Source organism: Flagellimonas flava, assembly GCF_900129665.1.
In the GTDB taxonomy this organism is placed as follows: Bacteria; Bacteroidota; Bacteroidia; order Flavobacteriales; family Flavobacteriaceae; genus Flagellimonas; species Flagellimonas flava.
In genome coordinates this window covers 47,571-71,317 of sequence record NZ_FQWL01000004.1, presented here as the reverse complement: position 1 = coordinate 71,317, position 23,747 = coordinate 47,571, and the positions used below count along the sequence as shown (strand labels likewise).

Annotated in this window: 23 protein-coding genes; 11 read left to right on the top strand and 12 right to left on the bottom strand. The window is 41.7% G+C overall.

Going from position 1 to position 23,747, the window contains the following annotated elements; genetic code table 11:
- Positions 1-41 precede the first annotated feature (41 nt).
- Positions 42-431 carry a 2TM domain-containing protein gene (locus tag BUC10_RS12745; RefSeq protein ID WP_073180267.1) on the top strand — a complete coding sequence of 130 codons (390 nt, stop codon included), beginning with the start codon at positions 42-44 and terminating at the stop codon, positions 429-431.
- Positions 428-919, top strand: coding sequence for a dihydrofolate reductase (locus tag BUC10_RS12740; protein ID WP_073180265.1), 492 nt, complete (start codon positions 428-430; stop codon positions 917-919). Before BUC10_RS12745 ends, BUC10_RS12740 begins: the two co-directional genes overlap by 4 nt.
- A 3-nt stretch (positions 920-922) precedes the next feature.
- Here BUC10_RS12740 and murI read toward each other — a convergent pair whose 3' ends face one another.
- From murI to BUC10_RS12700, 8 genes are all read right to left on the bottom strand, one after another.
- Entirely contained in the window at positions 923-1,702 is a 780-nt protein-coding gene (gene murI, locus BUC10_RS12735) for a glutamate racemase (protein ID WP_073180263.1), read from the bottom strand.
- 94 nt (positions 1,703-1,796) lie between these two features.
- The gene (locus BUC10_RS12730; protein ID WP_073180260.1) at positions 1,797-2,306 is read right to left on the bottom strand and encodes an OmpH/Skp family outer membrane protein; all 510 of its coding nucleotides are present in this window, start codon (positions 2,304-2,306) and stop codon (positions 1,797-1,799) included.
- A gap of 46 nt (positions 2,307-2,352) precedes the next feature.
- A complete protein-coding gene (locus tag BUC10_RS12725; RefSeq protein ID WP_073180258.1) occupies positions 2,353-3,189 on the bottom strand; it encodes an OmpH/Skp family outer membrane protein in 837 nt (278 codons plus the stop codon).
- 97 nt (positions 3,190-3,286) lie between these two features.
- Entirely contained in the window at positions 3,287-5,956 is a 2,670-nt protein-coding gene (locus tag BUC10_RS12720) for a BamA/OMP85 family outer membrane protein (RefSeq protein ID WP_073180256.1), read from the bottom strand.
- Complete coding sequence (locus tag BUC10_RS12715) at positions 5,928-6,668, bottom strand: isoprenyl transferase (RefSeq protein ID WP_073180254.1); 741 nt, start codon at positions 6,666-6,668, stop codon at positions 5,928-5,930. Before BUC10_RS12715 ends, BUC10_RS12720 begins: the two co-directional genes overlap by 29 nt.
- Positions 6,669-6,670: 2 nt before the next feature.
- On the bottom strand, positions 6,671-7,354 hold the full coding sequence (porG, locus tag BUC10_RS12710; protein WP_073180252.1) for a type IX secretion system protein PorG: 684 nt from the start codon (positions 7,352-7,354) through the stop codon (positions 6,671-6,673).
- A gap of 112 nt (positions 7,355-7,466) precedes the next feature.
- Positions 7,467-8,348 carry an NAD kinase gene (locus BUC10_RS12705; RefSeq protein WP_073180250.1) on the bottom strand — a complete coding sequence of 294 codons (882 nt, stop codon included), beginning with the start codon at positions 8,346-8,348 and terminating at the stop codon, positions 7,467-7,469.
- A gap of 1 nt (position 8,349) precedes the next feature.
- Positions 8,350-9,006 carry a CBS domain-containing protein gene (locus tag BUC10_RS12700; protein ID WP_073180248.1) on the bottom strand — a complete coding sequence of 219 codons (657 nt, stop codon included), beginning with the start codon at positions 9,004-9,006 and terminating at the stop codon, positions 8,350-8,352.
- A gap of 87 nt (positions 9,007-9,093) precedes the next feature.
- On the opposite strand from BUC10_RS12700, the gene BUC10_RS12695 reads away from it, so the two are divergent.
- The 7 genes from BUC10_RS12695 (at position 9,094) to clpX (ending at position 16,265) form a co-directional block, all read left to right on the top strand.
- Positions 9,094-9,810, top strand: a complete 717-nt coding sequence (locus BUC10_RS12695; protein WP_073180245.1) for a pyridoxine 5'-phosphate synthase — start codon at positions 9,094-9,096, stop codon at positions 9,808-9,810.
- On the top strand, positions 9,810-10,580 hold the full coding sequence (locus tag BUC10_RS12690; RefSeq protein WP_073180243.1) for an alpha/beta fold hydrolase: 771 nt from the start codon (positions 9,810-9,812) through the stop codon (positions 10,578-10,580). The genes BUC10_RS12695 and BUC10_RS12690 overlap by 1 nt, the downstream gene beginning before the upstream one ends.
- Positions 10,581-10,712: 132 nt before the next feature.
- Positions 10,713-12,326, top strand: coding sequence for an SGNH/GDSL hydrolase family protein (locus tag BUC10_RS12685; RefSeq protein WP_073180241.1), 1,614 nt, complete (start codon positions 10,713-10,715; stop codon positions 12,324-12,326).
- Between the two features lie 71 nt (positions 12,327-12,397).
- On the top strand, positions 12,398-12,748 hold the full coding sequence (locus BUC10_RS12680; protein ID WP_073180239.1) for a phage holin family protein: 351 nt from the start codon (positions 12,398-12,400) through the stop codon (positions 12,746-12,748).
- A gap of 94 nt (positions 12,749-12,842) precedes the next feature.
- Entirely contained in the window at positions 12,843-14,165 is a 1,323-nt protein-coding gene (tig, locus tag BUC10_RS12675) for a trigger factor (RefSeq protein ID WP_073180236.1), read from the top strand.
- Positions 14,166-14,254: 89 nt separating this feature from the next.
- Positions 14,255-14,935: an ATP-dependent Clp endopeptidase proteolytic subunit ClpP gene (clpP, locus tag BUC10_RS12670; protein WP_073180234.1), complete on the top strand. Its 681-nt coding sequence runs from the start codon at positions 14,255-14,257 to the stop codon at positions 14,933-14,935.
- Positions 14,936-15,029: 94 nt separating this feature from the next.
- A complete protein-coding gene (gene clpX / locus BUC10_RS12665) occupies positions 15,030-16,265 on the top strand; it encodes an ATP-dependent Clp protease ATP-binding subunit ClpX (protein WP_073180232.1) in 1,236 nt (411 codons plus the stop codon).
- Here the strand turns inward: clpX and BUC10_RS12660 are convergent.
- Together BUC10_RS12660 and BUC10_RS12655 are read right to left on the bottom strand one after the other, a co-directional pair.
- Positions 16,262-16,801: a dienelactone hydrolase family protein gene (locus BUC10_RS12660; RefSeq protein ID WP_073180230.1), complete on the bottom strand. Its 540-nt coding sequence runs from the start codon at positions 16,799-16,801 to the stop codon at positions 16,262-16,264. The two genes, clpX and BUC10_RS12660, sit on opposite strands and share 4 nt — an antisense overlap.
- Before the next feature lie 165 nt (positions 16,802-16,966).
- Entirely contained in the window at positions 16,967-18,487 is a 1,521-nt protein-coding gene (locus BUC10_RS12655; protein ID WP_073180228.1) for a GH3 auxin-responsive promoter family protein, read from the bottom strand.
- Between the two features lie 97 nt (positions 18,488-18,584).
- Between BUC10_RS12655 and BUC10_RS12650 the strand changes: the two genes are divergently transcribed.
- Positions 18,585-19,379 carry a DUF2797 domain-containing protein gene (locus tag BUC10_RS12650; protein WP_073180226.1) on the top strand — a complete coding sequence of 265 codons (795 nt, stop codon included), beginning with the start codon at positions 18,585-18,587 and terminating at the stop codon, positions 19,377-19,379.
- Between the two features lie 19 nt (positions 19,380-19,398).
- Positions 19,399-20,304, top strand: a complete 906-nt coding sequence (locus BUC10_RS12645; RefSeq protein WP_073180224.1) for a TolB family protein — start codon at positions 19,399-19,401, stop codon at positions 20,302-20,304.
- 15 nt (positions 20,305-20,319) lie between these two features.
- Here BUC10_RS12645 and BUC10_RS12640 read toward each other — a convergent pair whose 3' ends face one another.
- Together BUC10_RS12640 and BUC10_RS12635 are read right to left on the bottom strand one after the other, a co-directional pair.
- On the bottom strand, positions 20,320-22,998 hold the full coding sequence (locus BUC10_RS12640; RefSeq protein ID WP_073180222.1) for an AsmA-like C-terminal region-containing protein: 2,679 nt from the start codon (positions 22,996-22,998) through the stop codon (positions 20,320-20,322).
- A gap of 38 nt (positions 22,999-23,036) precedes the next feature.
- The gene (locus BUC10_RS12635; protein WP_073180220.1) at positions 23,037-23,744 is read right to left on the bottom strand and encodes a queuosine precursor transporter; all 708 of its coding nucleotides are present in this window, start codon (positions 23,742-23,744) and stop codon (positions 23,037-23,039) included.
- Positions 23,745-23,747: the final 3 nt, after the last annotated feature.

Sequence of the window (23,747 nt, the reverse complement as noted above, 5' to 3'; positions counted from 1 at the left end):
GGCTTAATTCGGTTATATTTGTTGTTAAAGATAGCCATTCAATGTTTTCCAAAAAGAAACCTCAAAACCCAGTTGACTTGGAACAACACGAGCTGTTGGAGCATGCGCAAAAGCGGATTCGGCAGAAAAAAAGGCTATTTTCCCATTTTGTGGTGTTTTTGATCGGAAGTGTTTTTCTTATCCTCATCAACAAAATTCTAAAATATGGCGAAGCTTATGATTGGTTCATCTGGGCCATTCTTTTATGGGCCTTCCTTTTTTTGATACATGCGTTCAATGTTTTTGTCACCCACAAGTTTATGGGTCAGAAATGGGAAAGAAAACAGCGGGAAAGGCTTGTTGCCAAACAAAAACAACGTATTGCAGAAATCCAAAAGGAAATCGAAACTGACTTTCCATTATCTAAAATCAATAAAAAAAAAGATCAGTGAAGCAATTGATCATTATCGCCGCCGCAGGTGAAAACAACGCCTTGGGAAAAGACAACGACCTTCCATGGCATCTACCAGATGATTTTAAACGATTTAAAGCCCTTACCTCAGGACATAAGATAATTATGGGACGTAAGACGTTGGAGAGCTTTCCAAAGGCCCTGCCCAATAGGGAACATATTGCCATAACAAGAGATACAAGCTATCAACCAAAATTTCCCTGCCAAATTGTGCATTCTTTGGAAAATGCTTTGGCTCTTATTGGCCCTGAGGAAACCGCTTTTATTATTGGTGGAGGAGAAATTTACCGACAAGCCCTGGATTTTGCCACGGATATTGAACTTACCCGGGTACATGCCTCTTTTGAAGCGGATACCTTTTTTCCTGAAATTGACGAACAGGCCTGGGAATTGGTGCGAGAAGATTTCCACCCAGCAGATGAAAGGCATAAACACAGCTTTACCTATCTGACCTACAAAAGAAAATAGTTATTAAAAGTCAAGGTATTCGACGTAAACGCTTGGCCCGGAAACCAAGACAGAAAGTATGTTGTTCCTTGTATTGGAGTAAAACCAATGACCCGTCCAATTTTTTGGTGCTTCTTTCAAATTGTTTTCTTCAAGTACGGCCCCTGTTTGTTTTGCAACGGCTTCCCCAGAATCTATAACGGTAACACCTTGTGGTACCAATTCTTTGATCAACGGTATTAAATAGGGATAATGGGTACAGCCCAGAACAAGGCAGTCAATGCGTTGCTCCAGCATGGGGTCGAGGTACTTTTTTAATAATCTCCTAGTCTCCTCCGCGAGCATTTTACCTTCCTCTATGAGTTCTACCAAACCAATTCCCTCTTGTTCCAAAACAGTAATCCCCTGTGCAAACATTTTGGAAGTACTATTAAACAATGTACTGGACAAGGTTCCCTTGGTCGCCAGCACCCCAACTTTTTTGGTTTGAGTATGCAAAGCTGCAGGTTTAATGGCCGGTTCTATACCGATAAAAGGTACATCATAATTGGCCCGAAGATAATCTATGGCATTGGTGGTTGCCGTGTTACAGGCCACCACAATGAGCTTGCAGTTTTTTTGAAGCAACAACTCCGTATTCTTGATGCTGAGTTGAAGAATTTCCTCCTTTGTTTTGGCTCCATACGGCGCATTTGCGCTATCAGCCAGATATATGGTATCCTCATGAGGAAGCAGTTTTTTAATCTCTCTCCAAATAGAAGTACCTCCAATTCCGGAATCAAAAATACCAATGGGATTAGCCATGTTTAAAAGTAAGTACTATAGTTAAATTTAGTGTATAAAAAAACCGCTTTTTCCAAAGAATAAAGCGGTTCATTTATTTTCGTGCCAGCTTGACTTAGAAGCCCAATTCTTGCTTTACGTCAGGTAAAAGATCCTTTCCTTTGGCAACGATCAGACTTAATCCTGGTGTTGCGTCCATCACATAATCAAACCCTTGTGCCGCAGCCACTTTTTCAATCGCTGCTTTTGCCTTTTCAGAAATTGGAGCGAAAAGTTCTTGCTGCTTTTGTTGCAATTGTTGCATTGCAGTTTGCTCTGCATTCTGGATGTTCTTTTGAATCTCCTGGAGCTCTAAAGCTCTTTTCTCGTTCTCTTCCCTGGTTTTGGAAGTGGATTCGTTTCTATATTGTGTGGCTTTGTTCTCGAACTCGGTCATTGAACCTTTGATATCGGCCGTGTATGTTTCTTCCAACTTTTTAAGTTCGGATTGGGCTTGTTTCATATCCGGCATTTCAGACAACAATTGCTGTACATTGATATGGGCCACTTTGCTCTGTGCATTTACAAAACCTGTAGCTGCAACAAATAAGACTAGGGCCACAGCAATCTTCTTTACATTTCTCATGATTCTCTAAGTTACTATTTTGAATGTTAATTTTAGTGTTTCAATATTATTCCTGTATTGAATCTTTTTCTTGTTCTTGCGCTTTTTTACGTTCTTCCAATTTGGCTCTCCGTTTGGCATCGCGCTCTTCCAATAATTTTTTTCTTCTGGCTTCGTAGGCTTTCTTTCGTTCCTCTCTCAACCTCAGTTGCTCTGCTCTCCTATCCTCTGCTGCCTTTGTCTTTGCGTCTCTTGCCTGATCGGCTTTTTCCTGGCGCTCTTTTAAGGCTTCACTAATTTCTTTCTCCTCTTCGGCTTGGTCTTCTTTAAACTTGTCCAGCCTATTCTTCTCCTTGGCCTTTTTGTTGGATTTACTCACCTTTCTGGTTCGTCCTATCTCCCTTAAAACCAAGTCACTGATGTCGTGCCTTTTTTCGGAGTACAACATTACGACATCTGCGGATTTATCAAAAATAAAATCGTATCTTTTATTTCCTCCTATTTTTTGGACCTCATTGAACACCTGGTCCTGAATGGGCTGAATTAACAACTGTTTTTGTAAGACCAAATCTCCCTGTGGCCCAAAACGATCTTGTTGATAATCTAGCATTTCGGTTTCCAAAATCTGGATTTCCTCTTCTCGTTCCTCAATGAGTTCATCCGTTAAAAGCACCTTTTCCGCCATCAAATCCTTCTTCATCTGCTCAATGGTACTCTGTTTGAGCTCAATCTCCTGTTTCCATTTAACGGCCTTGTTGTTCAACTGCTCGGTTGCATCCCGATATTCCTCGACATTTTCAAGGATATACTCCATATCCACATATCCAATGCGCACTCCTCTTTGGGAGAAACCATAAAGGGATGTCATTAAAACAGCTAATGACAAAAGAACTTTGGTATTCATTTTTGATTCCGCTTTTTACAAAGAAAATATCGTGCCAAAATAACTAATTAATTAAAAATGAGCTATTTACAATTAAAAAGACACGATTTTCTTTCAGTTAAAACTGCTGACCGATGATGAAGTGCGTTTGCCAGCCACTTGGTCCGCTGGAATTTGGATTCGCATCTGTATCGAATCCATATCCAAAATCGATTCCCAAGAGACCAAATGCCGGCATAAAAATACGTAGCCCCACTCCGGCAGATCTTTTTAATTCAAACGGATTATACTCATTAAAATTGTTAAATGCGTTTCCTGCCTCCAAAAAAGAAAGTGCATAAATGGACGCCGAAGGTTTTAAGGTTAGCGGATAACGCAATTCCAAGGAGAATTTATTATAAATAGTTCCCCCGTCCCTTTCCTGATTTCCGGTAACAGGATTGGTGCTAAACGGCGTCAAAGAGCTATTTTCATAACCTCTCAACTGGATAACGTCCCTACCATCCAGGGTAAAGTTCCCCAATCCATCGCCCCCAACAAAGAAACGCTCAAAAGGAACGGCCCCTATGTCGTTGTTATAGCTGCCCAAAAAACCAAATTCTGCATTGGTCCTTAGTACCAATTTATCAACCAAATTGGTATACCAGTCCCCTCGGAATTTTATTTTATAGAACTCCAGCAACTTAAAACGTTCTTCTTCCAAACGTTCAAGCTGATCGCTCAACTCGGCAAACTCCAGCTGCTCTTCAATATTCGCTGGGGTCGCACCAATTTCAAAAAGGCGTTCGGTTATCTCATCTATCTCGTCTCTAATCCCCCTAAAATCCTTGTTTCCGAATAATGAATAAGGTGGTGTAAACTTTGCCGTCAACTCAAAATTGGACCCAGATAATGGGAAAATCCTACTTGGTCCCTGTGAACTTCTAGAGATTCCAAGGGTATAGCTCAAAGAATTGGAGCTACCATTACCAAAATTGAAGAGTCCGTTGTTAAAATCGTTGAAATCATAGAGCTGATAGCTCAAAGAGTGCGAAATGGTAAAGAAATCGTCAGGCCACTGTACTCTTTTTGCCAAACCCGCAGAAATACCGGTAATGGCAAAACCACGGTCGCGATCTACATCAATTCGTCCCCTGTTATCAAAATTAGTTGCAAACTGTTGGGTTCTGGACAGGGATAGATTGAAACGTACTGGTTTTTTTCCACCCAACCATGGCTCTGCAAAGTTTAAGCTATACACCCTAAAGGTTCTACTGGCCTGCAATCTTAAGGCAAATGTTTGCCCATCACCCATAGGTACAGGCTTGTAGGCCTCACCGTTGAAAATATTTTTTAAGGAGAAGTTACTAAAGGACAATCCCAAGGTGCCAATGAATCCACCTCCACCAAAACCTCCTTGAAGTTCTATTTGGCTAGAGCCGGACTCCACCAAACTGTATTGAACGTCAACAGTTCCTGCATTGGGGTCCGGGTTCTGGATATCCGGAGTAATCTGTTCCGCATCAAAGAATCCCAATTGACCCAATTCCCGGATACTCCTTACAATATTGTCCTTGCTGTATTTTTGACCAGGTCTTGTGCGCAATTCACGGAAAATTACATGGTCATTGGTCTTATCATTACCAACCACGGTAACGTGGTCTAAGAAAGTTTCTTTTCCCTCAATGATTCTGATTTCAAAATCTATGGTGTCGTTAACTGCGGAAACCTCGACCGGATTGATACTGGAGAAGAGGTATCCGTTGTTTTGGTAAAGGTTGGTCAAATCAACTGCATCCGGTTTTGAATCATCCTGCACGCGCTCTTTTAACAGCACCCCATTATAGGTCTGTCCTTTACGAATTCCCAGAATTCGTCCAAGTTCCCTATCGGTATAGACCGAGTTCCCAACAAAGTTTATGTTCCCGAAATAGTATTTATTCCCTTCCTCGACCTTAATTTTTAGGTCGATGTTGTTTTCATCCACCTTTATAAAGGTATCGGATAATACACGGGCGTCCCGGTATCCCCTTTCCGCATAGGCATCCACTAAACTGGAAAGATCTTCCTTGTAGTCTCCTTCTATATATTTGGATTTTTTCCAGAATCTGTAAAACTTCTTCTTTTTGGTCTTCTTTAATGATTTGGCAAGGCGCTTATTGGATAACTTTTCATTGCCCTCGAAAGTGATACTCCTTATTTTAACCTTATCCCCCTTTTTTACATTGATGACCATGTTCTCGCTATTCGTAGCAGACGTATCGGCAGCGGTAACAATGTTGACCTTGGCGTTGAGATAACCCTGTTTCTTGTATTTGTTTTGAAGGTAGTTCTTGGTATTCGCAATAAGGCTCTCGGTAATTTTTTTCCCTTTCTTAAGGTCTGTGTCATTAATAATGTCCTCAACCTTACGTTTTTTGACACCGTATACCGTAACGTTTGCAAGGGTCGGTCTTTCAGTAATGTTCAGCTCTAAAAAGATGTTATCACCTTCAATATTGGTATAATACATCTCTACATTACTGAACAACTCCAAACTCCACAGTTTTTTGATCACTGCACTGATTTCATCGCCTGGAACCGTGATAGGCTGACCCACACGAAGGCCCGTATAGGTTTTAACGGTCTGCTCGTTATAACTTTGAAGCCCTGTAACACTAAGTCCGCCTAAAATATAATCTTTACCGTTCTCAAAGGAGGTTACCTGAGCAAAGCTTTGGCCGGTGAAGAGAAGTAGAAGGAGTAGTTTTAAGTATAGTCGGGTGGTATGTTTTGTATTCTTAATGAAGTTGTTCGCTAGTTTTTCCAAATCGTCGTTCTCTATTTTGGTAACTTAATATTGCTTCTACCAAATGATGCTCACTAAAATCGGGCCAAAATACATCAATAAAATATAATTCAGCGTATGCAATCTGCCAAAGTAAAAAATTGCTTATCCTTTGTTCCCCACTGGTACGGATAAGCAAGTCCACGTCTGGCAAAAAATGCGTGTAAAGATGAGTATTTATAACGGCTTCGTCAATATTTTCAGGTGAAATTATATTATTTTTAACTTTGGATGCAATGTCCCTTACAGCTGACTTAATCTCTTCTCTGGACCCATAGCTCAAGGCTAGGGTCAACATCATCCCATTGTTTTTTGAGGTTTTTGAAATCACCTCTTCCAGCTCCTTTCGTGCCTTGTCTGGAAGGGAATCTATGTTTCCAATTGTATTTAGCCGAATGTTGTTTTTGTTGAGCGTTTTCAACTCTTTTCGAAGGGAAGCCACCAAGAGGCGCATAAGGGTTTCCACCTCCAGTTTGGGTCTGTTCCAATTTTCTGTGGAAAAGGCATACAACGTTAAGAACTGAATCTGAAGTTTGGCACAGTTCTCCACTGTCCTTCGAACAGCTTCCACCCCATTTTCATGGCCAAAGATTCTAAGTTTTCCACGTTGTTTGGCCCATCGACCATTGCCGTCCATAATTACGGCAACATGTTTGGGAAGTTTGTCTTTGTTTAGGTCCTCTAAAGTGTGCATTTCTATTCAAAACAATCCTGGCAAGGTTTGCGTCCAAAGGTATACGTTAATGTAAACCCTGAAAACATGTACCAGTCATCGCTTAAAATATTTCCAAACCTAAACTGCTCAAAGTTGGAACCTTCCGGATTACTTGCATCCAAGTTGTCCGTAAATGTATATCTGGCCCCAATTTCGGCGCCCAGGATCAAAAATTGATTCAACCGGTACTTTGCCCCCACCGTCATAGGAATTGCAAAACTACCTTCTTTTTGGTTAATATCCTGCACCTCAAGGGCATCAAAATACTTAAAATCGTACCTGAAATAGGTGAAACCCGTGTAAAGATAAGGGGTGAAGGCCGGTCCCAGTTTATGTAAATTGTAATCAACAAAGTTAAATTCGATTCCCACAGAGGCTTCCAAGACTGAATTGTCCATCTCATAGCCACGCTGTCTTCTTGAGGCTAAATTGGATTTGGAATCATCAAAACTGAAGTTACCATAAAGAACACTTCCCCTCCATGCATACCTTTTACTCTTGTTCCATTTGAAGATTCCGCCAAAAGCAGGCCCAGATGGTAAGATATAATTGGTTTTTCCAACATCGCCTATACCGTTTGCCCCTCCGGCAAAAACCCCTATTTCATAGGTTTGAGCACTGACCTTGAGCATACCAAATAATAAAATAGCCAGAACTATTCGCATACTATCCAAAAAATTAAACTAATAAAGAGTAGAGGAAGGTCAATAAGATATCGGGTTAAAAATGTTCTCCTTTGTTAAACAGTTTTTAGCTTCTTTTATTGTTTCAAAAGGCTCAATTGCGTTTATCTTGGCCCCAAAGAAGTTTATTGCGAAGGGTCTTAAGAAAACTTTCGGATTTGTATTCTATCATTTTTATGCTGAAGTCCGCTTTTTGTATTCGAATTTCCTTGCCATTGGGAATGCTTGCAATTCTGGAATCCAAGGACACCAAATGGTTTTCCTCCCTTCCAGAAACTTTCAACCGTATTTCAGTATCATCAGAGATGACCAAGGGCCTTGCATTAAGGTTATGAGGGGCAATCGGGGTCAGCACCAACGATTTTGCCGTAGGTGAAATCACGGGGCCTCCGCAGCTAAGTGAATATCCCGTTGAACCTGTTGGCGTTGACACAATAAGACCGTCTGCCCAATAGGAAGTCAGATACTCATCGTTTAAATAGGTCTCTACCGTAATCATAGAGGTGGTATCCTTTCGGCTAACCGTAATCTCGTTCAAAGCGAAGTTCAGTTCTCCAAATTCCTCTAAATCGGAGTTTAAAGCTACTTCCACAAGACTTCTCTCCACAATCGTGTGTTGTCCGGCAACAAATTCGGTTACCACTTTTCGCACATCCTCCTTCTTAAAAGTGGACAAAAAGCCCAGTCTTCCCGTGTTCACGCCTACAATGGGAATACCCAAATCCTTGACATAGGTCACGGCTCGTAGCATGGTTCCATCCCCGCCAAAACTGACAAACATATCAAACGACCCATCTAAACCGGAGGTCTGCGTAAAAGTACCATAACTGAAACCGGAAAGGCATCCATCGATCCGTTCGCAAAAGCCTTCTTCAATACAAACCGAAGCGTTTATCCCTTGGAGTTCTTCCAAGAGTTCCAGAACAAAGGTTTTATCCTGTTCCTGAAAAGTCTGACCGTAAATTGCGACTTTCATGCTAAACGTTAAGGTATTTTTCCAGGTAGTCAGAGCGCTGCTTCAAGTCCTCCAAGAACTGATCATCGCTATTGCCAAAAATAATGGTGTAGTTATATCTTCTAAATGTTTGGGCCACCTCGTTAAGGTTCAAAGTCCCTATTTTGAGGGTGATTTGCACCACGTCATTCTGCGAATCTGTAATGAAAGCCCCCAATAAGCGGGCATTGTTACTTTCTACTATCTGAGCAATTTCACTAAACGAATAATCTTTCATCCCGGTTCCCACAACAAGAATTCCCCCTGGCTCCTTAAAGAATGGGGTGTCTATAAAAAAGGCCACCACATCTTGAAGGTCATAATAACCCTGGACCACATGATTTTCGTCCAAAACGGGAAGTACATTGGCCTCATTTCTGGAGAAGGTCTCCAGAACGTCCAACCAAGAAGTTTCCTTTGTCACAAAAAAGGATTCCAGTTCCACCCTAAATTCCTCGATTTTCTTATCCGGTTCAAAACAGGCCAGATCATTTTCAGACAGAGCACCAATATATATCCCATCCTCGGTGACCGCCACATGGGAAAAAATGGTCGCCTCAAAAAAACTAATGACTTCCGCCAAGGTTTCCGAAACCTCAAAAACAGGAACCGTTGTGATAATATTGTTCTGGATTTGCATAACAATTCTATTGAGCGCAAAATACTAATTTTAAATCGCAAAAGGCGTGCCTAATTCTTATTTTTGCCCTTCCAAAACAGCACTCTTATGACCAAACTGAGCGTGAACATCAATAAGTTGGCCACCCTAAGAAATTCAAGGGGCGGGAATGTTCCCAATTTAGTCAATTCCGCCAAGGACATTGAATCCTTTGGGGCCCAAGGGATAACCATACACCCCAGGCCAGATGAAAGACATATTCGATACCAAGATGCACATGAACTTAAATCTGTTGTGCAAACGGAATTCAATATAGAAGGTAATCCTATTCCAAAATTTATAGATCTTGTACTCGACGTAAAACCCACGCAGGTTACTTTGGTTCCCGATGCGGAGGATGCGATTACCTCCAATGCGGGATGGGACACCATAAAGAACAAGGATTTTTTAAAGGAGGTCATCTCCACCTTTAAGAGCCATGGTATCCGTACCTCTATTTTTGTGGACCCCAATGAGGAGATGGTAAAAGGTGCAGTTGAAACAGGCACAGACAGAATAGAACTGTATACCGAAAGCTATGCAAAAGCATTTTCTGTAGGGAAGCAGGATGAAGGCATTTACCCCTTCGCCCAGGCAGCAAAAGTGGCCAATGAAGTTGGGCTTGGCATCAATGCCGGCCATGACCTTAGTCTGGAAAACGTTAAGTTCTTCAAGAAACATATCCCAAATCTGCTGGAAGTATCCATTGGACATGCGTTGATCTGCGAATCAATTTATCTTGGGCTGGAAAATGTTGTTAATATGTATTTGCACCGTCTGAAGTAATGGAATTATTACATTCAAAAATTATAGGTGAGGGAAAGCCGTTGTTAATACTTCATGGCTTTTTGGGTATGTCGGACAATTGGAAGACCCTGGGAAATCAATATGCCAAGCAAGGTTTTCAGGTACACCTGGTAGATCAACGAAATCATGGAAAAAGCTTTCATGCCAACCAATTTGACTATGATACTTTGGCCTCTGATGTTCTCTACTATATGGAACGTTGGCAACTTGCCCAAGCGGCTATAATTGGACATTCCATGGGAGGCAAGACTGCCATGCAAATCGCTTCGTCGCAGCCTCAATACGTAGAGAAACTTCTTGTAGCGGATATAGCTCCCAAGTACTACCCCCCGCATCATCAATATATCATTGATGCATTAGGTCACTTGGATTTTGACCAAATCTCCTCCAGAAAGGAAGCGGATGAAGTTCTTGCCCAGCATCTATCCGAATTTGGGATTCGACAATTTCTTCTAAAAAACCTGCATTGGGTGGAACCGGGAAAACTGGGGCTACGTTTCAATTTTGAGGTATTACGGGACAGAATGGAAGAAATTGGGGATTCAATTGATGCCACTGCCACCTATTCGGGACCTAGTTTGTTCTTAAGGGGAGATCGGTCAGAATATATTTTGCCCAGTGACTATTCCGGCATCAAAAGACACTTTCCAAACGCTATCATTGAAACAGTAAACAATGCCGGTCATTGGCTACACGCAGAAAACCCCAAACAGTTTTTTGAAAAGTCCACTGAATTTCTAAATTCATAAAATTCTCCTCTTTTTATTATGCATGCATAATTTTTTTGCCCATTTAATTGTCTGGATAACAATTTTGACCTAGTTTTGGTAATATTGGTTTAACCACTAATTAACATAGACTAACTCTAACAGACATTTAATATGAAAAAGTTTTATGCCCTACTTCTCCCCCTATTAGGGTTGTTTTTGATTGCATGCGAGAATGATGATGAGACCTCGGCAACTCCAGATCCGGACCCAGACCCCATAGTCTACACCTCCGGAACGGCCAATTTTGCCAATTATGTAGCTGTTGGCAACTCGTTGACCGCAGGTTTTTCAGATAATGCCCTATTTATTGCTGGACAAGAAGCATCTTTTCCCAATATGCTGGCCTCCAACTTTGCTTTGGCCGGTGGAGGGGCCTTCAACATACCCTTTATGGCGGATAACCTAGGTGGAGCCACTATAGGTGGGGAAACAGACGCAAATATGGACGGTTCGCCCGACATAGGAAACAGATTGATTCTTCAATTTACCGCAGATGGCCCAACGCCAACCCCAAAGGAGGGGCAAGGTACCACAGAGATAACTTCAAAACTCTCTGGAACCTTTAACAATATGGGGATTCCAGGTGCAAAAAGCTACGAACTATTGGCGCCTGGTTATGGAAGTCTAGCAGGTTTGGCAGTTGGAGCAGCCAATCCTTACTACGTTAGAATCTCTTCGGCTGAAGATGCTACTGTGATTGGTGATGCCGCTGCACAGGGAGCCACTTTCTTTTCTGCATGGGTAGGCTCAAATGATATTTTGCTATACGCAACAAATGGAGGTTCTGGAACCGATCAGACAGGCAACATAGATCCAACCACATACGAAAGAAACGATATTACAGATCCCAATGTATTTGCCAATGCCCTAAATGGCATTTTGGCCACGATGACGGCAGGCGAAGCTGATGGAATTATTGCTAATATCCCGGATGTAAAGGATATCCCATTTTTCACAACAGTACCTTATGCGCCGCTGGACCCCACCAATCCAGATTTTGGGCCACAAATACCCGTTTTGAATGCTCAGTTTGCAGGATTGAACTTGGTCTTCCAAGCCCTGATGGTTCCAGAAAGACAGATTGTTTTTTCCGAAACTGGTGCCAGTCCTGTTATTATAAGGGACGAAGATCTTCCAGATTTGTCAGCCGCCATAACTGGGGCTCTAATGATGAACGGTGTGGATGCCTCTACGGCCGCCCTAACCGGTCTCCTATATGGGCAGGCTAGACAGGCAAATGAGGATGACTTGTTGGTTTTAACATCAAGAACGGCCATTGCCACATTGAACGAGGAAGCTTTCACCATGCTTACGGAGGGATTGGGAGTTCCTCCAGAAACCGCTGGCCAACTGGCCGTAAATGGTATAACGTATCCATTAGAGGACAAATGGGTTTTGACACCTCAGGAACAAACCGCCATAGATGATGCCTTGACAGCTTATAATGCCACAATTTCGGCATTGGCAACCCAATATGATCTGGCCTTGGTTGATGCCAACGCTTTGCTAGGCGAGCTTAGAGCGAATGGCTTTACACAAACAGATGGAAGTGTGGTGACCAGCACATTTGGAACCGGTGGCGGATTCTCTTTGGACGGTGTGCATCCAGCGCCTAGGGGCTACGCTATATTGGCCAATGCATTTGTTGCCGCCATCAATGAAAAATATGGCTCCAATTTACCAGGTGTAAATCCTTTGGATTATACCGGTCTTTATATCGATTGATCTACAGTTAATTTCATTATATTAAAGCACCGTTTTCACGGTGCTTTTTTTATTTAAAAAATCATAACCCTATGAAACTTATTCTTAGACTTCTTCTTAACGCTTTGGCCGTAGTGATTCTTAGTTATGTTCTTCCAGGTGTGGGTGTGGACTCCATGACCACGGCCATCTTAGTTGCCATTGTGCTGAGCATCCTAAACTTTTTGGTAAAACCAATTCTCATCATTTTGACTTTACCAATAACCATTCTGACCTTAGGTCTTTTTCTTCTTATTATCAATGCGTTAATCATTCTTATTGCAGCTCATTTCATTCCCGGTTTTGAGGTGTCAACCATTTGGTGGGCTTTGATTTTTAGCCTCTTGTTATCTTTTTTGCAATCCATACTTCACTCCATATTAAAGGAAGACAAAAAGAAATGATTTTGTTTGGCAATCAACACTTTAAAAAGTTGCCCCGATTCCAAAAATGCATTACTTTTGCCACCCATTTTTGAATAGCAAATTAAGGTAGGAGATGAATATCACAAAAGAGCAGATTGACGAGCTAAATGCAGTGGTGAAGGTTGCCATCAGCAAGGATGATTATCAGGACAAGGTTGATAAAATCCTAAAGGATTATAGAAAGCAGGCCAACATTCCTGGTTTTCGCAAAGGACAGGTCCCTATGGGACTTATCAAAAAGCAATATGGAAAAGCTGTTTTGGTGGACGAAGTCAACAAACTGTTGCAAGACAACCTTAACAAATATCTGACTGAGGAAAAATTGGACGTACTTGGGAACCCATTGCCCAAACAACAAGAGAATTTTGACTGGGACAATGAAAACTTGGACTTTGAATTCGAATTGGGACTAGCACCTAATTTTGATGTCAATGTAAAGACCAAGAAGGCCGTGACCCAATACAAAATTGTAGCGGACAAGAAAATGATTGAAGAGCAGGTGGAACGTATTCAAAAACAATACGGTAAACTCGTTTCCAAGACTGAAGTTGGCAAGCAGGATGAACTAACCGGTACTTTTGTCAATGAGGCCGAAGAAATTGAGCACAAGACCACCATTGAGCTGGACAAAATAAAAAGCAAAAAAGCCCTGGAAGCGTTTGTAGGCAAAAAAGCCGGCGAATCTGTTACCATCAAGACCAAAGGATTGTTCAAGGAAGATTATTTGCTATCCAGTGCGTTGGGCATTGATCGAGAAAAGGCTGAAAAACTGAACGTTGAAGTAACGTTCACCATAGATGAAATCAATGAACGCCAAGCGGCTGCTTTGGATCAAGAATTGTTCGATAAGCTTTTTGGAAAGGACAATGTAAAGTCGGAAAAAGAGCTTAAGGATAAAATCAAAGAGGATTCCGAAAAGCAATTTGAGCAGCAGTCTGACCAAAAACTACTGAATGACATCACCGAAAAGCTCATTGAAGATACCAAGTTTGATCTTCCCGCAGAGTTTTTACAAAAATGGATTCAGGTAAGTGGGGAAAATCCGCTAAGCGAGGATGAGGCCAAGGAAGAATTTGAAAAATCCGAAAAAGGGCTTCGCTATCAACTGATAGAAGGTAAAATCATCAAGGAAAATGACCTGCAAGTTCAATTTGACGAGTTGAAGGAATTTGCCAAAGGTTTCATTAAATCCCAAATGGCACAATATGGACATTTAGACCCAAAAGAAGAGGAACTGGAAAATGTGGCCAACCGGGTAATGGGTAACCAGGATGAGGTAAAAAGATTGTCCGAACAGTTGATGAGCCAAAAATTATTGGATTTTTATAAGGAAAAAGCCAACCTTAAGGTAAAGGAGGTTACTTACGATAACTTTGTTAAGGAAGCCTATAGCTAGGTTAGGCTAAAAGAAAAATAAGTATCTTTACGGTGCCGGAAAGTTGAATTTTCGGCACCTTTTTTTTAAGCAAAATCGAAAGAAATCCTATGGATTACGGAAAAGAATTCAAAAAATACGCCACCCAACATCACGGAATAAATAGCATGTATTACGATAAAATCGTGAGTAGCATGCACCCTGTTGGCATGACACCCAACATTATTGAGGAAAGGCAGTTGAATGCAATTGCCATGGATGTATTTTCAAGGTTAATGATGGATCGTATCATCTTTTTGGGTACGGGAATCAATGATCAAGTGGCCAATATTGTGCAGGCCCAGTTGCTTTTTCTTGAAAGTGCTGATGCCTCCAAGGACATTCAAATTTATATTAATTCTCCAGGCGGCAGTGTTTATGCTGGTTTGGGAATCTATGATACCATGCAATTCATAAAGCCCGATGTTGCGACAATTTGTACTGGAATTGCCGCCTCAATGGCTGCAGTTTTGCTCTGCGCCGGGCATGCTGGCAAACGTAGTGGATTAACCCATTCACGCGTAATGATCCATCAACCTATGGGCGGTGCCCAAGGCCAGGCCAGTGATATTGAAATTACAGCTCGTGAGATTCTAAAACTCAAAGAAGAGCTTTATCACGTTATCGCCAAGCATTCTGGCCAGAAGTTCGACAAGGTTAGTGAGGATAGCGACCGTGACTACTGGATGAAGGCGGATGAAGCCAAAAAATATGGTATGATCGACGAGATTTTGGTAAGGGAAACGTCGTAAATCCGAACAAAACAGTTAAAAAACAGAGGGTTGGCGTAAACCAAACCGAGTTTTTTTCCGTTATTAGTGGTTGAACTTTATGTGTTAGATTGATATGGCAAAGGAAAACTTGGAATGTTCATTTTGTGGTAGAAAGAAACCAGAGACCAATTTATTGATCGCCGGTCTGGATGCCCACATCTGTGATCGATGTATCGAACAGGCCCATAGTATTGTTGCAGAGGAGTCCAAACAATCCAAAAATCAGGACCTTACATCCGAATTGGTGCTAAAAAAACCAATGGAAATAAGAGACTTTCTGGACACCTTTGTTATTGGACAGGAGCGTACCAAAAAGGTAATGTCCGTTGCTGTATACAATCATTACAAAAGATTGCTTCAGCCAAAAGGCAAGGAAGAAGATGTAGAGATTCAAAAGAGTAATATTGTCATGGTAGGGCAAACAGGAACGGGTAAAACCTTGATTGCCAAAACCATAGCTAGAATGCTCAATGTTCCCTTGGCCATTGTTGACGCCACTGTGCTTACCGAGGCCGGTTATGTTGGTGAAGATGTGGAAAGCATTTTGACCCGATTACTCCAAGCCGCGGATTATAACTTGGAAAAGGCGGAACGAGGCATTGTCTTTATCGATGAGATTGATAAGATCGCGCGTAAAAGTGATAATCCGTCCATAACTAGGGATGTTTCCGGAGAAGGTGTACAACAAGGTTTGTTGAAATTACTTGAAGGTACCGTTGTTAATGTGCCGCCAAAAGGAGGGCGAAAACATCCAGATCAAAAATTTATTGAAGTAAACACCGAAAACATTCTTTTTGTTGCCGGTGGTGCTTTTGACGGTATCGAACGTATCATTACCAAACGGCTGAACATGCAGGCGGTAGGGTATAGCGCCTCCAAAGCTGAAGACCGTCTGGACAATGAGAATATTTTACAATACATCATTCCAAAAGATTTAAAGGAATTTGGTTTAATCCCAGAGATTATTGGTAGACTTCCTGTTCTGACCCATATGAATCCTTTGGATTCCAAAACCTTGCGGGCCATTCTCACCGAGCCTAAAAATGCCATCATCAAACAATACGAAAAACTGTTCGGCATGGACGGAATCAGCTTTAGTATTACCGAACAGGCACTTACCTACATAGTGGATAAGGCGGTAGAATACAAACTAGGTGCCAGAGGCCTGCGTTCGCTGTGCGAAGCTGTGTTTACGGATGCCATGTTTGAGATGCCAAGCACGGATGAAAAGGAATTTAAAGTAACCAAAGCATACGCAGAAGAAAAGCTCTCCTACGAAACAATTAAGAAGTTAAAAGCTGTTTCCTAGATTGCTTTTTTGGTAACCTTTTCCAAAAGTTCAAGACAAACTTCGGAGATTATTTTTTCATCGGAATACAATTGATGACCAAAGCTTGGGACAACATTGAGTTCCACACCAACTTTTTTGGCCCACTTCATTTCCGGTTTAAACGTATCGCATTCACCAAAAATTAAATTCATTGGAATGTTGGGAGCTTCCTCTTCGTAACGAATCCGGGTAGGTGATATTGCTGTCAAAGATTTGATGGGCAAACCTCTCAAGGCTGCTTTCCAAGCTATGGTACCTCCGGTACTAAAAGCTAAATAATGACTGGGTTCAGATTCTTTTTTCAACAAATGTGCAACGGCAGTCTCAATGCCTCCGTCAACAAAGGCCTTATGAATATTTTCTTCCGTGGAAACGGCAACGTTAATATCTGCCAGTTGTTGGCAATCGTAGAATTCAATATTATAATATTGTTGAAGATATCCAAAATAAGAGGTAATCCAGAGTCCTTTCTTTACCCCCCACATATCCGAGATTACAACGAGTTTTTCAGCCATACCAGTTTTTTAAAGTTTAGTTTATAAAGATGAGGGAACTATTATCTGTCTCAAACTTCACCTATAAACGACAAAATTCCATATTTATTTGTCCAAAAGAAGGGATTGTTCGATAAATGGAATGATTTTACGAAAACGTTTTCGTAAAGGAAAGATAGGGGTAAACTAAGAGGTATGAAGATTCATTTCAAGGAGTTCTTCCACATAGCCCCGCTCATTGGACAAGCGTGGAATCTTATGCTGACCACCGAGTTTATTCTTGGATTTAAGCCAATCGTGAAAAAGATTGGGACGTGCCACATGGACCTGGGGCATTTTTAAGGTAATGTTATTGTATCGCTTTGCTTCATAGTCAGAATTAAGGGATTTGAGGGCATTATCCAAAAACTCGGTAAAATAAGCCACATCTTTAGGAGGCTTTCTAAATTCGATAATCCACTCATGGGCTCCCTTTTCATTTCCATTCATAAAAATTGGGGCTGCCGTATAATCCATAATCTCAGCCTCGGTCTTTTGACAAATTTGTTGGAGGGCCTCCTCTGCATTTTCTATAATGAGTTCCTCCCCAAAGGCGTTGATATGGTGTTTTGTTCGCCCAGTAATTCGAATTCGGAATGGATTTTTGGAAGTAAAGCGTACCGTGTCCCCAATTTTGTAGCGCCAGAGTCCGGCATTGGTGGTAATGACCATGGCATAGTTGACACCTGTTTCCACTTCCCATAAAGGAATCGCCTTTTCCTCCTTTTCTTGGCCATCCATAGGGATGAACTCATAAAAAATACCATAATCCAGCATCAGCAAAAGATCATCGGCATTGTTACGGTCCTGAATCCCAAAAAATCCCTCAGAGGCATTATAGGTTTCATAATAATTGAAGTTCTTTCTCGGCAAGAGCTTTTTATACTGGTCACGATAGGGCGCGAAACTCACCCCGCCATGAAAGTAAACCTCCAAGTTCTCCCAAATCTCGAAAAGATGGTTTTTTCCAGTACGCTGAAGCACATCGTTCAGCAACACCAACATCCAAGAAGGCACTCCAGCCAAGCTGGTAACATTTTCCTGGATACTTTCTTCGATGATCGCCTCCAATTTGGACTCCCATTCACTCATCAAAGATACCTTACTACTTGGGGTACTGCTATACTCGGCCCATAAGGGCATATTATCAATAAGAATGGCGGAAAGGTCTCCAAAAAAGGTTCCGTTATCCTCATAGAGTTCCTTGCTCCCTCCCAATCTAAGGCTCTTACCCGTAAACAGTTGGGAGTTCTCATTATTGTTTAGATAGAGGCACAATAAATCCTTACTGGACTTGTAATGACAATCTTCCAAGGCTTCAGCGCTTACGGGAATAAATTTGCTCTTCGCGTTGGTGGTTCCACTGCTTTTGGCAAACCATTTAATTGTCGTTGGCCAAAAAAGATTCTGTTCCCCCTGTCTGGAACGCTCTATAAGTCCCGCAACTTCTTCATAAGTGACAATGGGAACCCGCTCTGCAAATTCTTTATACCCTCCCATATCGCCAAAACCATGGAGCTTTCCCACTTGGGTATCCTTGGAAAAATCAATCAACTGATGAAGAACTTCCTCTTGAACATCATGGGGATACTTTAAAAAAAGCTCTATTTGATGATAGCGCTTTTTCAGCAACCAAGATGCTATGGAATTAAATAAAGGTATTGCCATTTTTGGGTATCTTTAACCAAGTTTGGGGTTAGGCGTATTAGCTAAAATAACCTATCTCAGCATCATTTTCAAATCAGCTTAAAACAGCCCGTTCACTATGCTTTATCAAGGTGTCCTCCGAAAAATGCAGACAGAGTATGGAAGTCCGATTCAATATTTTTTGGTCTTTGAGAACGATTTCATCCATATGAATCAATTGCTGGACAAAGAAATACAACTAGATTTTATCAAATACCAGTGTCTTAATTGTGGCAGGGAAAGACCTATTTATAGACAAGGGTTCTGCAAGTCCTGTTTTTATGATAGCCCAGCGGCTGGAGATTGGATCATGAAACCCGAGCTCAGCACGGCCCACCTAGGTAAAGCCGATCGGGATTTGGACTACGAAAAGAAAGCACAACTGCAACCCCATATCGTATATTTGGCGAACTCCAGCAATGTAAAAGTTGGGGTTACCCGAAAGTCCCAAGTACCTACAAGATGGATAGACCAAGGTGCGCATGAGGCCATAGAAATTGTAGAGGTTCCTAACCGATATTTGGCAGGGATTACCGAGGTGGCCCTTAAATCCTATGTGAGTGACAAAACCAGTTGGCAGAAAATGCTGAAAAACGATATTGAGGATGTTGACTTGGTTGAATGGCGTGGTAAACTCAAACCCCACGTTCCGGACGAGGTCATGGATTATTTTATTGATACCAACGCTGAAACCCATTTGGAATTCCCCGTATTACAGTACCCAGAAAAGGTAAAAAGCCTTAATTTGGCCAAAACACCAAGCTATAAAGGTGTACTTAAGGGTATTAAGGGCCAATATCTCATTTTCGAAGATCAGACCGTGTTTAACATACGTGGAAACGAGGGTAATTATGTTGGCATTGGTTTGAGTTAATTCCTAAACTATCGTAAACATGGGAAATATTGGCATTAAATATTTACTACTTGCTACATTTCTCGTAAACACCTATTTGCAGGCCCAAGAAAGCTCCGCACTAGTTAAGTTGCCTTTGGCCCCAGGCATTGTTTCCACCGAAATGGTAGAGTACGCAGCTTCCCTTTCCAGTGACGTAAAAGAGGTGTACTTTGCCCGAAGCCAACAGCAATGGGGGAAAGGGGAAATGAAAAGCACCATCTACCACTCCCGTCTTTTGGAAAACAGCTGGTCCGAGCCTGAAGTGGTTTCCTTTTCCGGAGTATATGATGATAGTGACCCGCACCTTACCAACGATGGCAAAAGATTATTTTTCATTTCAAAGCGGCCTTCCTCGGCAAAAACGATATCCGCCGATATCTGGATGGTAGCGAAGACCGAATCTGGCTCTTGGGGGCAGCCATTTCGCTTATCCAACCCTATTAATTCCGATCAAAGTGAATACAGTCCAACAACCGATGCGAGAGGCAATCTTTACTTTGCGTCAACAAGACCTGGCGGTCTCGGTCAGGGAGACCTATATATGGCCAAAATGGAAAATGGTGCACTAACGCCACCGACCAATCTTGGGAACACCATAAACAGTGTCACTGGAGAATGGAATTTAGAAATCAGTAATGACGGTAATATTTTGATTTTTGAAGCCTCCCAACGCAAACAAAACGTCTCGTCTTACGGTGATCTTTATATAAGTTTTAAAAAAGAAAACTCATGGACGGTTCCACAAAATATCATCGAACTCAATACTTCAGGCAGTGATCTCTACGCCCATATCGAAGAGGAATCAAACATGATATATTTTACTAGTAGTGATAGTTTAAAAAGTGGTGTCACCAATATCTATATCGCCGATTTTGCCGAAATCTTGGAGAAATACAGAAAGTAGCAGAAATTTCTAAAACTATTTCACAGAATCCTTTTTCTTTTTGCCCAAAAGTCCTCCCAAGATGGATTTGGTAGCGCTTTTTACCGCATCCTCCTCCGTTTTTGTACTATCCTTGGTATCCTCTTTACCTCCTAACAGACCACCCAAGGTTTCCTGGATTCCTCCAGATTGGGTTTCAATAGAATCCTTTTCATTCGATTTTAAAACCTCGCCAATCAAATCTTTGGCCTTATCCTTGCCTTGATTTACCAACTTCTGCTTCTGAATTTCCACCAATTGATTGGTCAGTTTGGACACCCCGGAACTCAAGTCGGTTTTAACGGTTGGGTTGGTATAGTTCCCTCCAATATTTGCTGTTACTGGAATGGTAAGATTTTCCAAATCGCTGTCATCCAATTTTGCAATAAGACTGTTTACTTCGCTACCTAGATATTTTGCAGGAACATCCAAGGTGGCGTTGTACTGTAGTTGTTGGTCAAACGTATGACTCCCATCTACGTTAATTGCGATATCCTTGAAATTTAAGGAGAAGGGCTTCACCTTTACCGCACCATTATCAAAACTTAATGCGGTCTTTAGGCCGCTTAGATCCAAATCGTTAGTTTTCAAAAAGCCAAGTTCTCCAGTCAATTTGGACATCAATGGTGCTTTTTGGGCATCCACTTTAGTGGAGAGCAACTCCGCCAATAAATCCCCAGAAATTGTGGATAGATTTGGGGTAAAATCCTCTTTCAAATTTCCAGAAATCTTAACGTCGGAATTTAATTTACCCTGTAAGGCACTTGCCAAAGGTGCCAAGGCCTTGAACAATTCCAAAGATGCAAATGAATCCCCGATATTAAAATTTTGCATGCCCAAATCCATGTCAAAAGTGGCCACATCTTCCTTGGTGGACACCGAACCATTCACCCCGAGGACACCTCCAAACAAGTCGGACTGCAAGCCGACAACCTTTGCAGTTTCATCTTTGATAATCAACCTGCCTTTTACATTTCTAAGGTTGATATTATCATATACAACAGTGTTTGCGGTGGCGTCTATGGTACAATCCAAAAAGGAAGGTATTCTTATTTGTTCTTCCATAGTTGTGGAAGTTTCCTCACCAGAGACGTCCTCTGCAGTTTCTTCCACCATAAAATCATTTAACCCAAAAGTATTGGAGTTTAGGACAAAGCTTCCTTCCACATTTTCATTGTTGAATAAAAACCCCAATAGATTTGTAAGCGTTCCATAGGCCTTAAAATCTGTTTCCCCGGTCTGGGCCTCAAAAGTCTTCAGCACCACCTTATCTGGTGTGAAATCAACGGACGCTGAGTTGATAGCCACTGGATGCTTCAATTCTTCTGACTTATATTCGAACCCTTGTAGTGCAAGATTCCCCTCCGTCTTTGTATTGCCATACTGTTTATTGTCCAGCGACGCCATATCGAAAGCAGTAGTGGCATCCGCAGTTAAAATACCTTTTAGTCCGTAATCTTCAGGCATGGGATAGGCCTGGGATAAATGGGCAAGATTAATCTTCCCATCAATATGCGCGTTTACTTTGGTGTTTTCAGTAACATCCCTGAGTTTGGCATTTAGGTTGAACCGATCTTGATCTATGCTAAAAGAAAGTCTGTCAATGTTCACATAAGTGTCTTCCGCCAAGCCGGTCGTGTTGGCAATTTCAGTGTCTATATGCACATTTTTAACCGATCTTGGTAGCTCTGGGTATTTAAAGGACGCGTTTTCGGAATTGATACGAATCTCAAAAGCGGGAATATGCTCCTCGTCCACAATCCCCTTAAACTGTCCCGCTACTTCAAAATTCCCGGTGGTCTGCACCTCTTCAATATTTTTTGCATAGGCTTCAGGAATAACGGCCAAAAAGTTCTTGAAATCGGAAGAGGGTGTTTTAAAAGTGACATCCACCAACTGGTCCGCTTCGTTTACCTGAATAAAACCATCAAACACCAAAGCCAGCTGATTTACCATGGCCTTGTTTTCCATAAAGGTGTATTTATTTTCTTTTAGATCGATGCCAATCAGCGCATCTAAGAAAACTTTGTGATTGTTCAGATACTTCGTGCTGTCCATTTCAAAAGATACGCGGGCATCTGTCAAGGTTTTAAGCTCAGAATTATCCAATGAAAGGTCGCCAGTGCCAGAATGATTCATCTCCGACAAGGACAGGCGCATACCGGTCGTCAAATCGTGATAGACAATGTCAGTGTCCTTAATTTCATAGGAATTCAAGGCAAGGGTGAAATTTTCAGTTTCCTGGGTTGAAGTTTCACTGTTGGAATCCTCATTTTTTCCGATATCGTAGTTAGCCCGTTCCTCCTCATCAACCAAAATATTAAGTTTGGCCCTATCAATAATCAGACTCTTGATGGCTATGGGCTCTTCTGCCGATTTGAACAGCTCCGAAATTCCCATCTGAAGCTCTATTTGGTCTGATGCAAACAAAGTGTCCCCTTCAAAAGGAGCTTTGTTTACCAAAGAAATACCTTTTAACTCCACATGGGCATTGGGAAAATTTTTGAGTAAACTCAGACTGGCTCCATCAAAATCCAATGTGGCGTTGATGTTGTTATTGACCTTATTTTTAATGATTTCCGCAATCTTTCCCTCAAGAAAAAGGGGCAGTGCAACAAGGAGTCCGACAAGTATAAGCAGGACGATTCCAGCAATCTTTAGCAGCTTTCGTTTCATAATTTGGGATTTTGTCCAACAAAGTAAGCAAGAAGCGATTAATCCAGGTTAATCTCTTCCCCTATTTTTAAGTTAAATCTTTTCCGCAATAGATATACGAAGAAATAGAGCAAAGGGGTGTCCAACAGCGCAATAAATACTTTGAAAAGAAAGCCGCTGATCACCAAACCATAGAATAATTCCCATGGAATTTCACCAAAAGTGCAGAGTAGCAGCACCACGGTAAAGGTGTCTATAAATTGCGAGGAAAAGGTAGAAAAGTTGTTTCGCAGCCAGAGATACCTGCCCTTAGTGATTCGTTTCCAAAAATGGTAAAGCTGTATATCGATAAACTGGGCCAAAAGGTAGGCCATCATTGAGGCGAACACAGCAACAATGGTATTGCCAAAGACAGACCTGAACATTCCATCACTCACTGGGGACCATTCCGTGGCTGGAGCAATATTTGCCGTGGTAACGATCAGAAGGGAGAAAAAAGAAGCAAAAATACCCGCAATAACCACTTGGTTGGCCTTTTTCTTCCCAAAGATTTCCGAAATCAAATCGGTGATCAAAAAGGTAATTGGATAGGGAAGAATTCCCACGGAAATTTCAAAAAGTGGGGCTCCAAACACCTTGATGTCCCCAAACGGATTCCAATAGAAAAACTTTTGAAATATAAGATTGGACACCACCAGGGAGGTGATGAACAAAGCCCCTAAATAGAGATAGATGGAGAATGCGGCCTTTTTATCCCTCTGGGTCATTCC

What these genes read in the sequence shown, in the direction of transcription:
- BUC10_RS12745 (WP_073180267.1), top strand. Translation starts at nt 42, where the DNA reads ATGTTTTCCAAAAAGAAACCTCAAAACCCAGTTGACTTGGAACAACAC.
- murI (WP_073180263.1), bottom strand. Translation starts at nt 1,702, where the DNA reads ATGGCTAATCCCATTGGTATTTTTGATTCCGGAATTGGAGGTACTTCT.
- BUC10_RS12730 (WP_073180260.1), bottom strand. Translation starts at nt 2,306, where the DNA reads ATGAGAAATGTAAAGAAGATTGCTGTGGCCCTAGTCTTATTTGTTGCA.
- BUC10_RS12725 (WP_073180258.1), bottom strand. Translation starts at nt 3,189, where the DNA reads ATGAATACCAAAGTTCTTTTGTCATTAGCTGTTTTAATGACATCCCTT.
- BUC10_RS12715 (WP_073180254.1), bottom strand. Translation starts at nt 6,668, where the DNA reads ATGCACACTTTAGAGGACCTAAACAAAGACAAACTTCCCAAACATGTT.
- porG (WP_073180252.1), bottom strand. Translation starts at nt 7,354, where the DNA reads ATGCGAATAGTTCTGGCTATTTTATTATTTGGTATGCTCAAGGTCAGT.
- BUC10_RS12705 (WP_073180250.1), bottom strand. Translation starts at nt 8,348, where the DNA reads ATGAAAGTCGCAATTTACGGTCAGACTTTTCAGGAACAGGATAAAACC.
- BUC10_RS12700 (WP_073180248.1), bottom strand. Translation starts at nt 9,006, where the DNA reads ATGCAAATCCAGAACAATATTATCACAACGGTTCCTGTTTTTGAGGTT.
- BUC10_RS12695 (WP_073180245.1), top strand. Translation starts at nt 9,094, where the DNA reads ATGACCAAACTGAGCGTGAACATCAATAAGTTGGCCACCCTAAGAAAT.
- BUC10_RS12690 (WP_073180243.1), top strand. Translation starts at nt 9,810, where the DNA reads ATGGAATTATTACATTCAAAAATTATAGGTGAGGGAAAGCCGTTGTTA.
- BUC10_RS12685 (WP_073180241.1), top strand. Translation starts at nt 10,713, where the DNA reads ATGAAAAAGTTTTATGCCCTACTTCTCCCCCTATTAGGGTTGTTTTTG.
- BUC10_RS12680 (WP_073180239.1), top strand. Translation starts at nt 12,398, where the DNA reads ATGAAACTTATTCTTAGACTTCTTCTTAACGCTTTGGCCGTAGTGATT.
- tig (WP_073180236.1), top strand. Translation starts at nt 12,843, where the DNA reads ATGAATATCACAAAAGAGCAGATTGACGAGCTAAATGCAGTGGTGAAG.
- clpP (WP_073180234.1), top strand. Translation starts at nt 14,255, where the DNA reads ATGGATTACGGAAAAGAATTCAAAAAATACGCCACCCAACATCACGGA.
- clpX (WP_073180232.1), top strand. Translation starts at nt 15,030, where the DNA reads ATGGCAAAGGAAAACTTGGAATGTTCATTTTGTGGTAGAAAGAAACCA.
- BUC10_RS12660 (WP_073180230.1), bottom strand. Translation starts at nt 16,801, where the DNA reads ATGGCTGAAAAACTCGTTGTAATCTCGGATATGTGGGGGGTAAAGAAA.
- BUC10_RS12655 (WP_073180228.1), bottom strand. Translation starts at nt 18,487, where the DNA reads ATGGCAATACCTTTATTTAATTCCATAGCATCTTGGTTGCTGAAAAAG.
- BUC10_RS12650 (WP_073180226.1), top strand. Translation starts at nt 18,585, where the DNA reads ATGCTTTATCAAGGTGTCCTCCGAAAAATGCAGACAGAGTATGGAAGT.
- BUC10_RS12645 (WP_073180224.1), top strand. Translation starts at nt 19,399, where the DNA reads ATGGGAAATATTGGCATTAAATATTTACTACTTGCTACATTTCTCGTA.
- BUC10_RS12640 (WP_073180222.1), bottom strand. Translation starts at nt 22,998, where the DNA reads ATGAAACGAAAGCTGCTAAAGATTGCTGGAATCGTCCTGCTTATACTT.
- BUC10_RS12635 (WP_073180220.1), bottom strand. Translation starts at nt 23,744, where the DNA reads ATGACCCAGAGGGATAAAAAGGCCGCATTCTCCATCTATCTCTATTTA.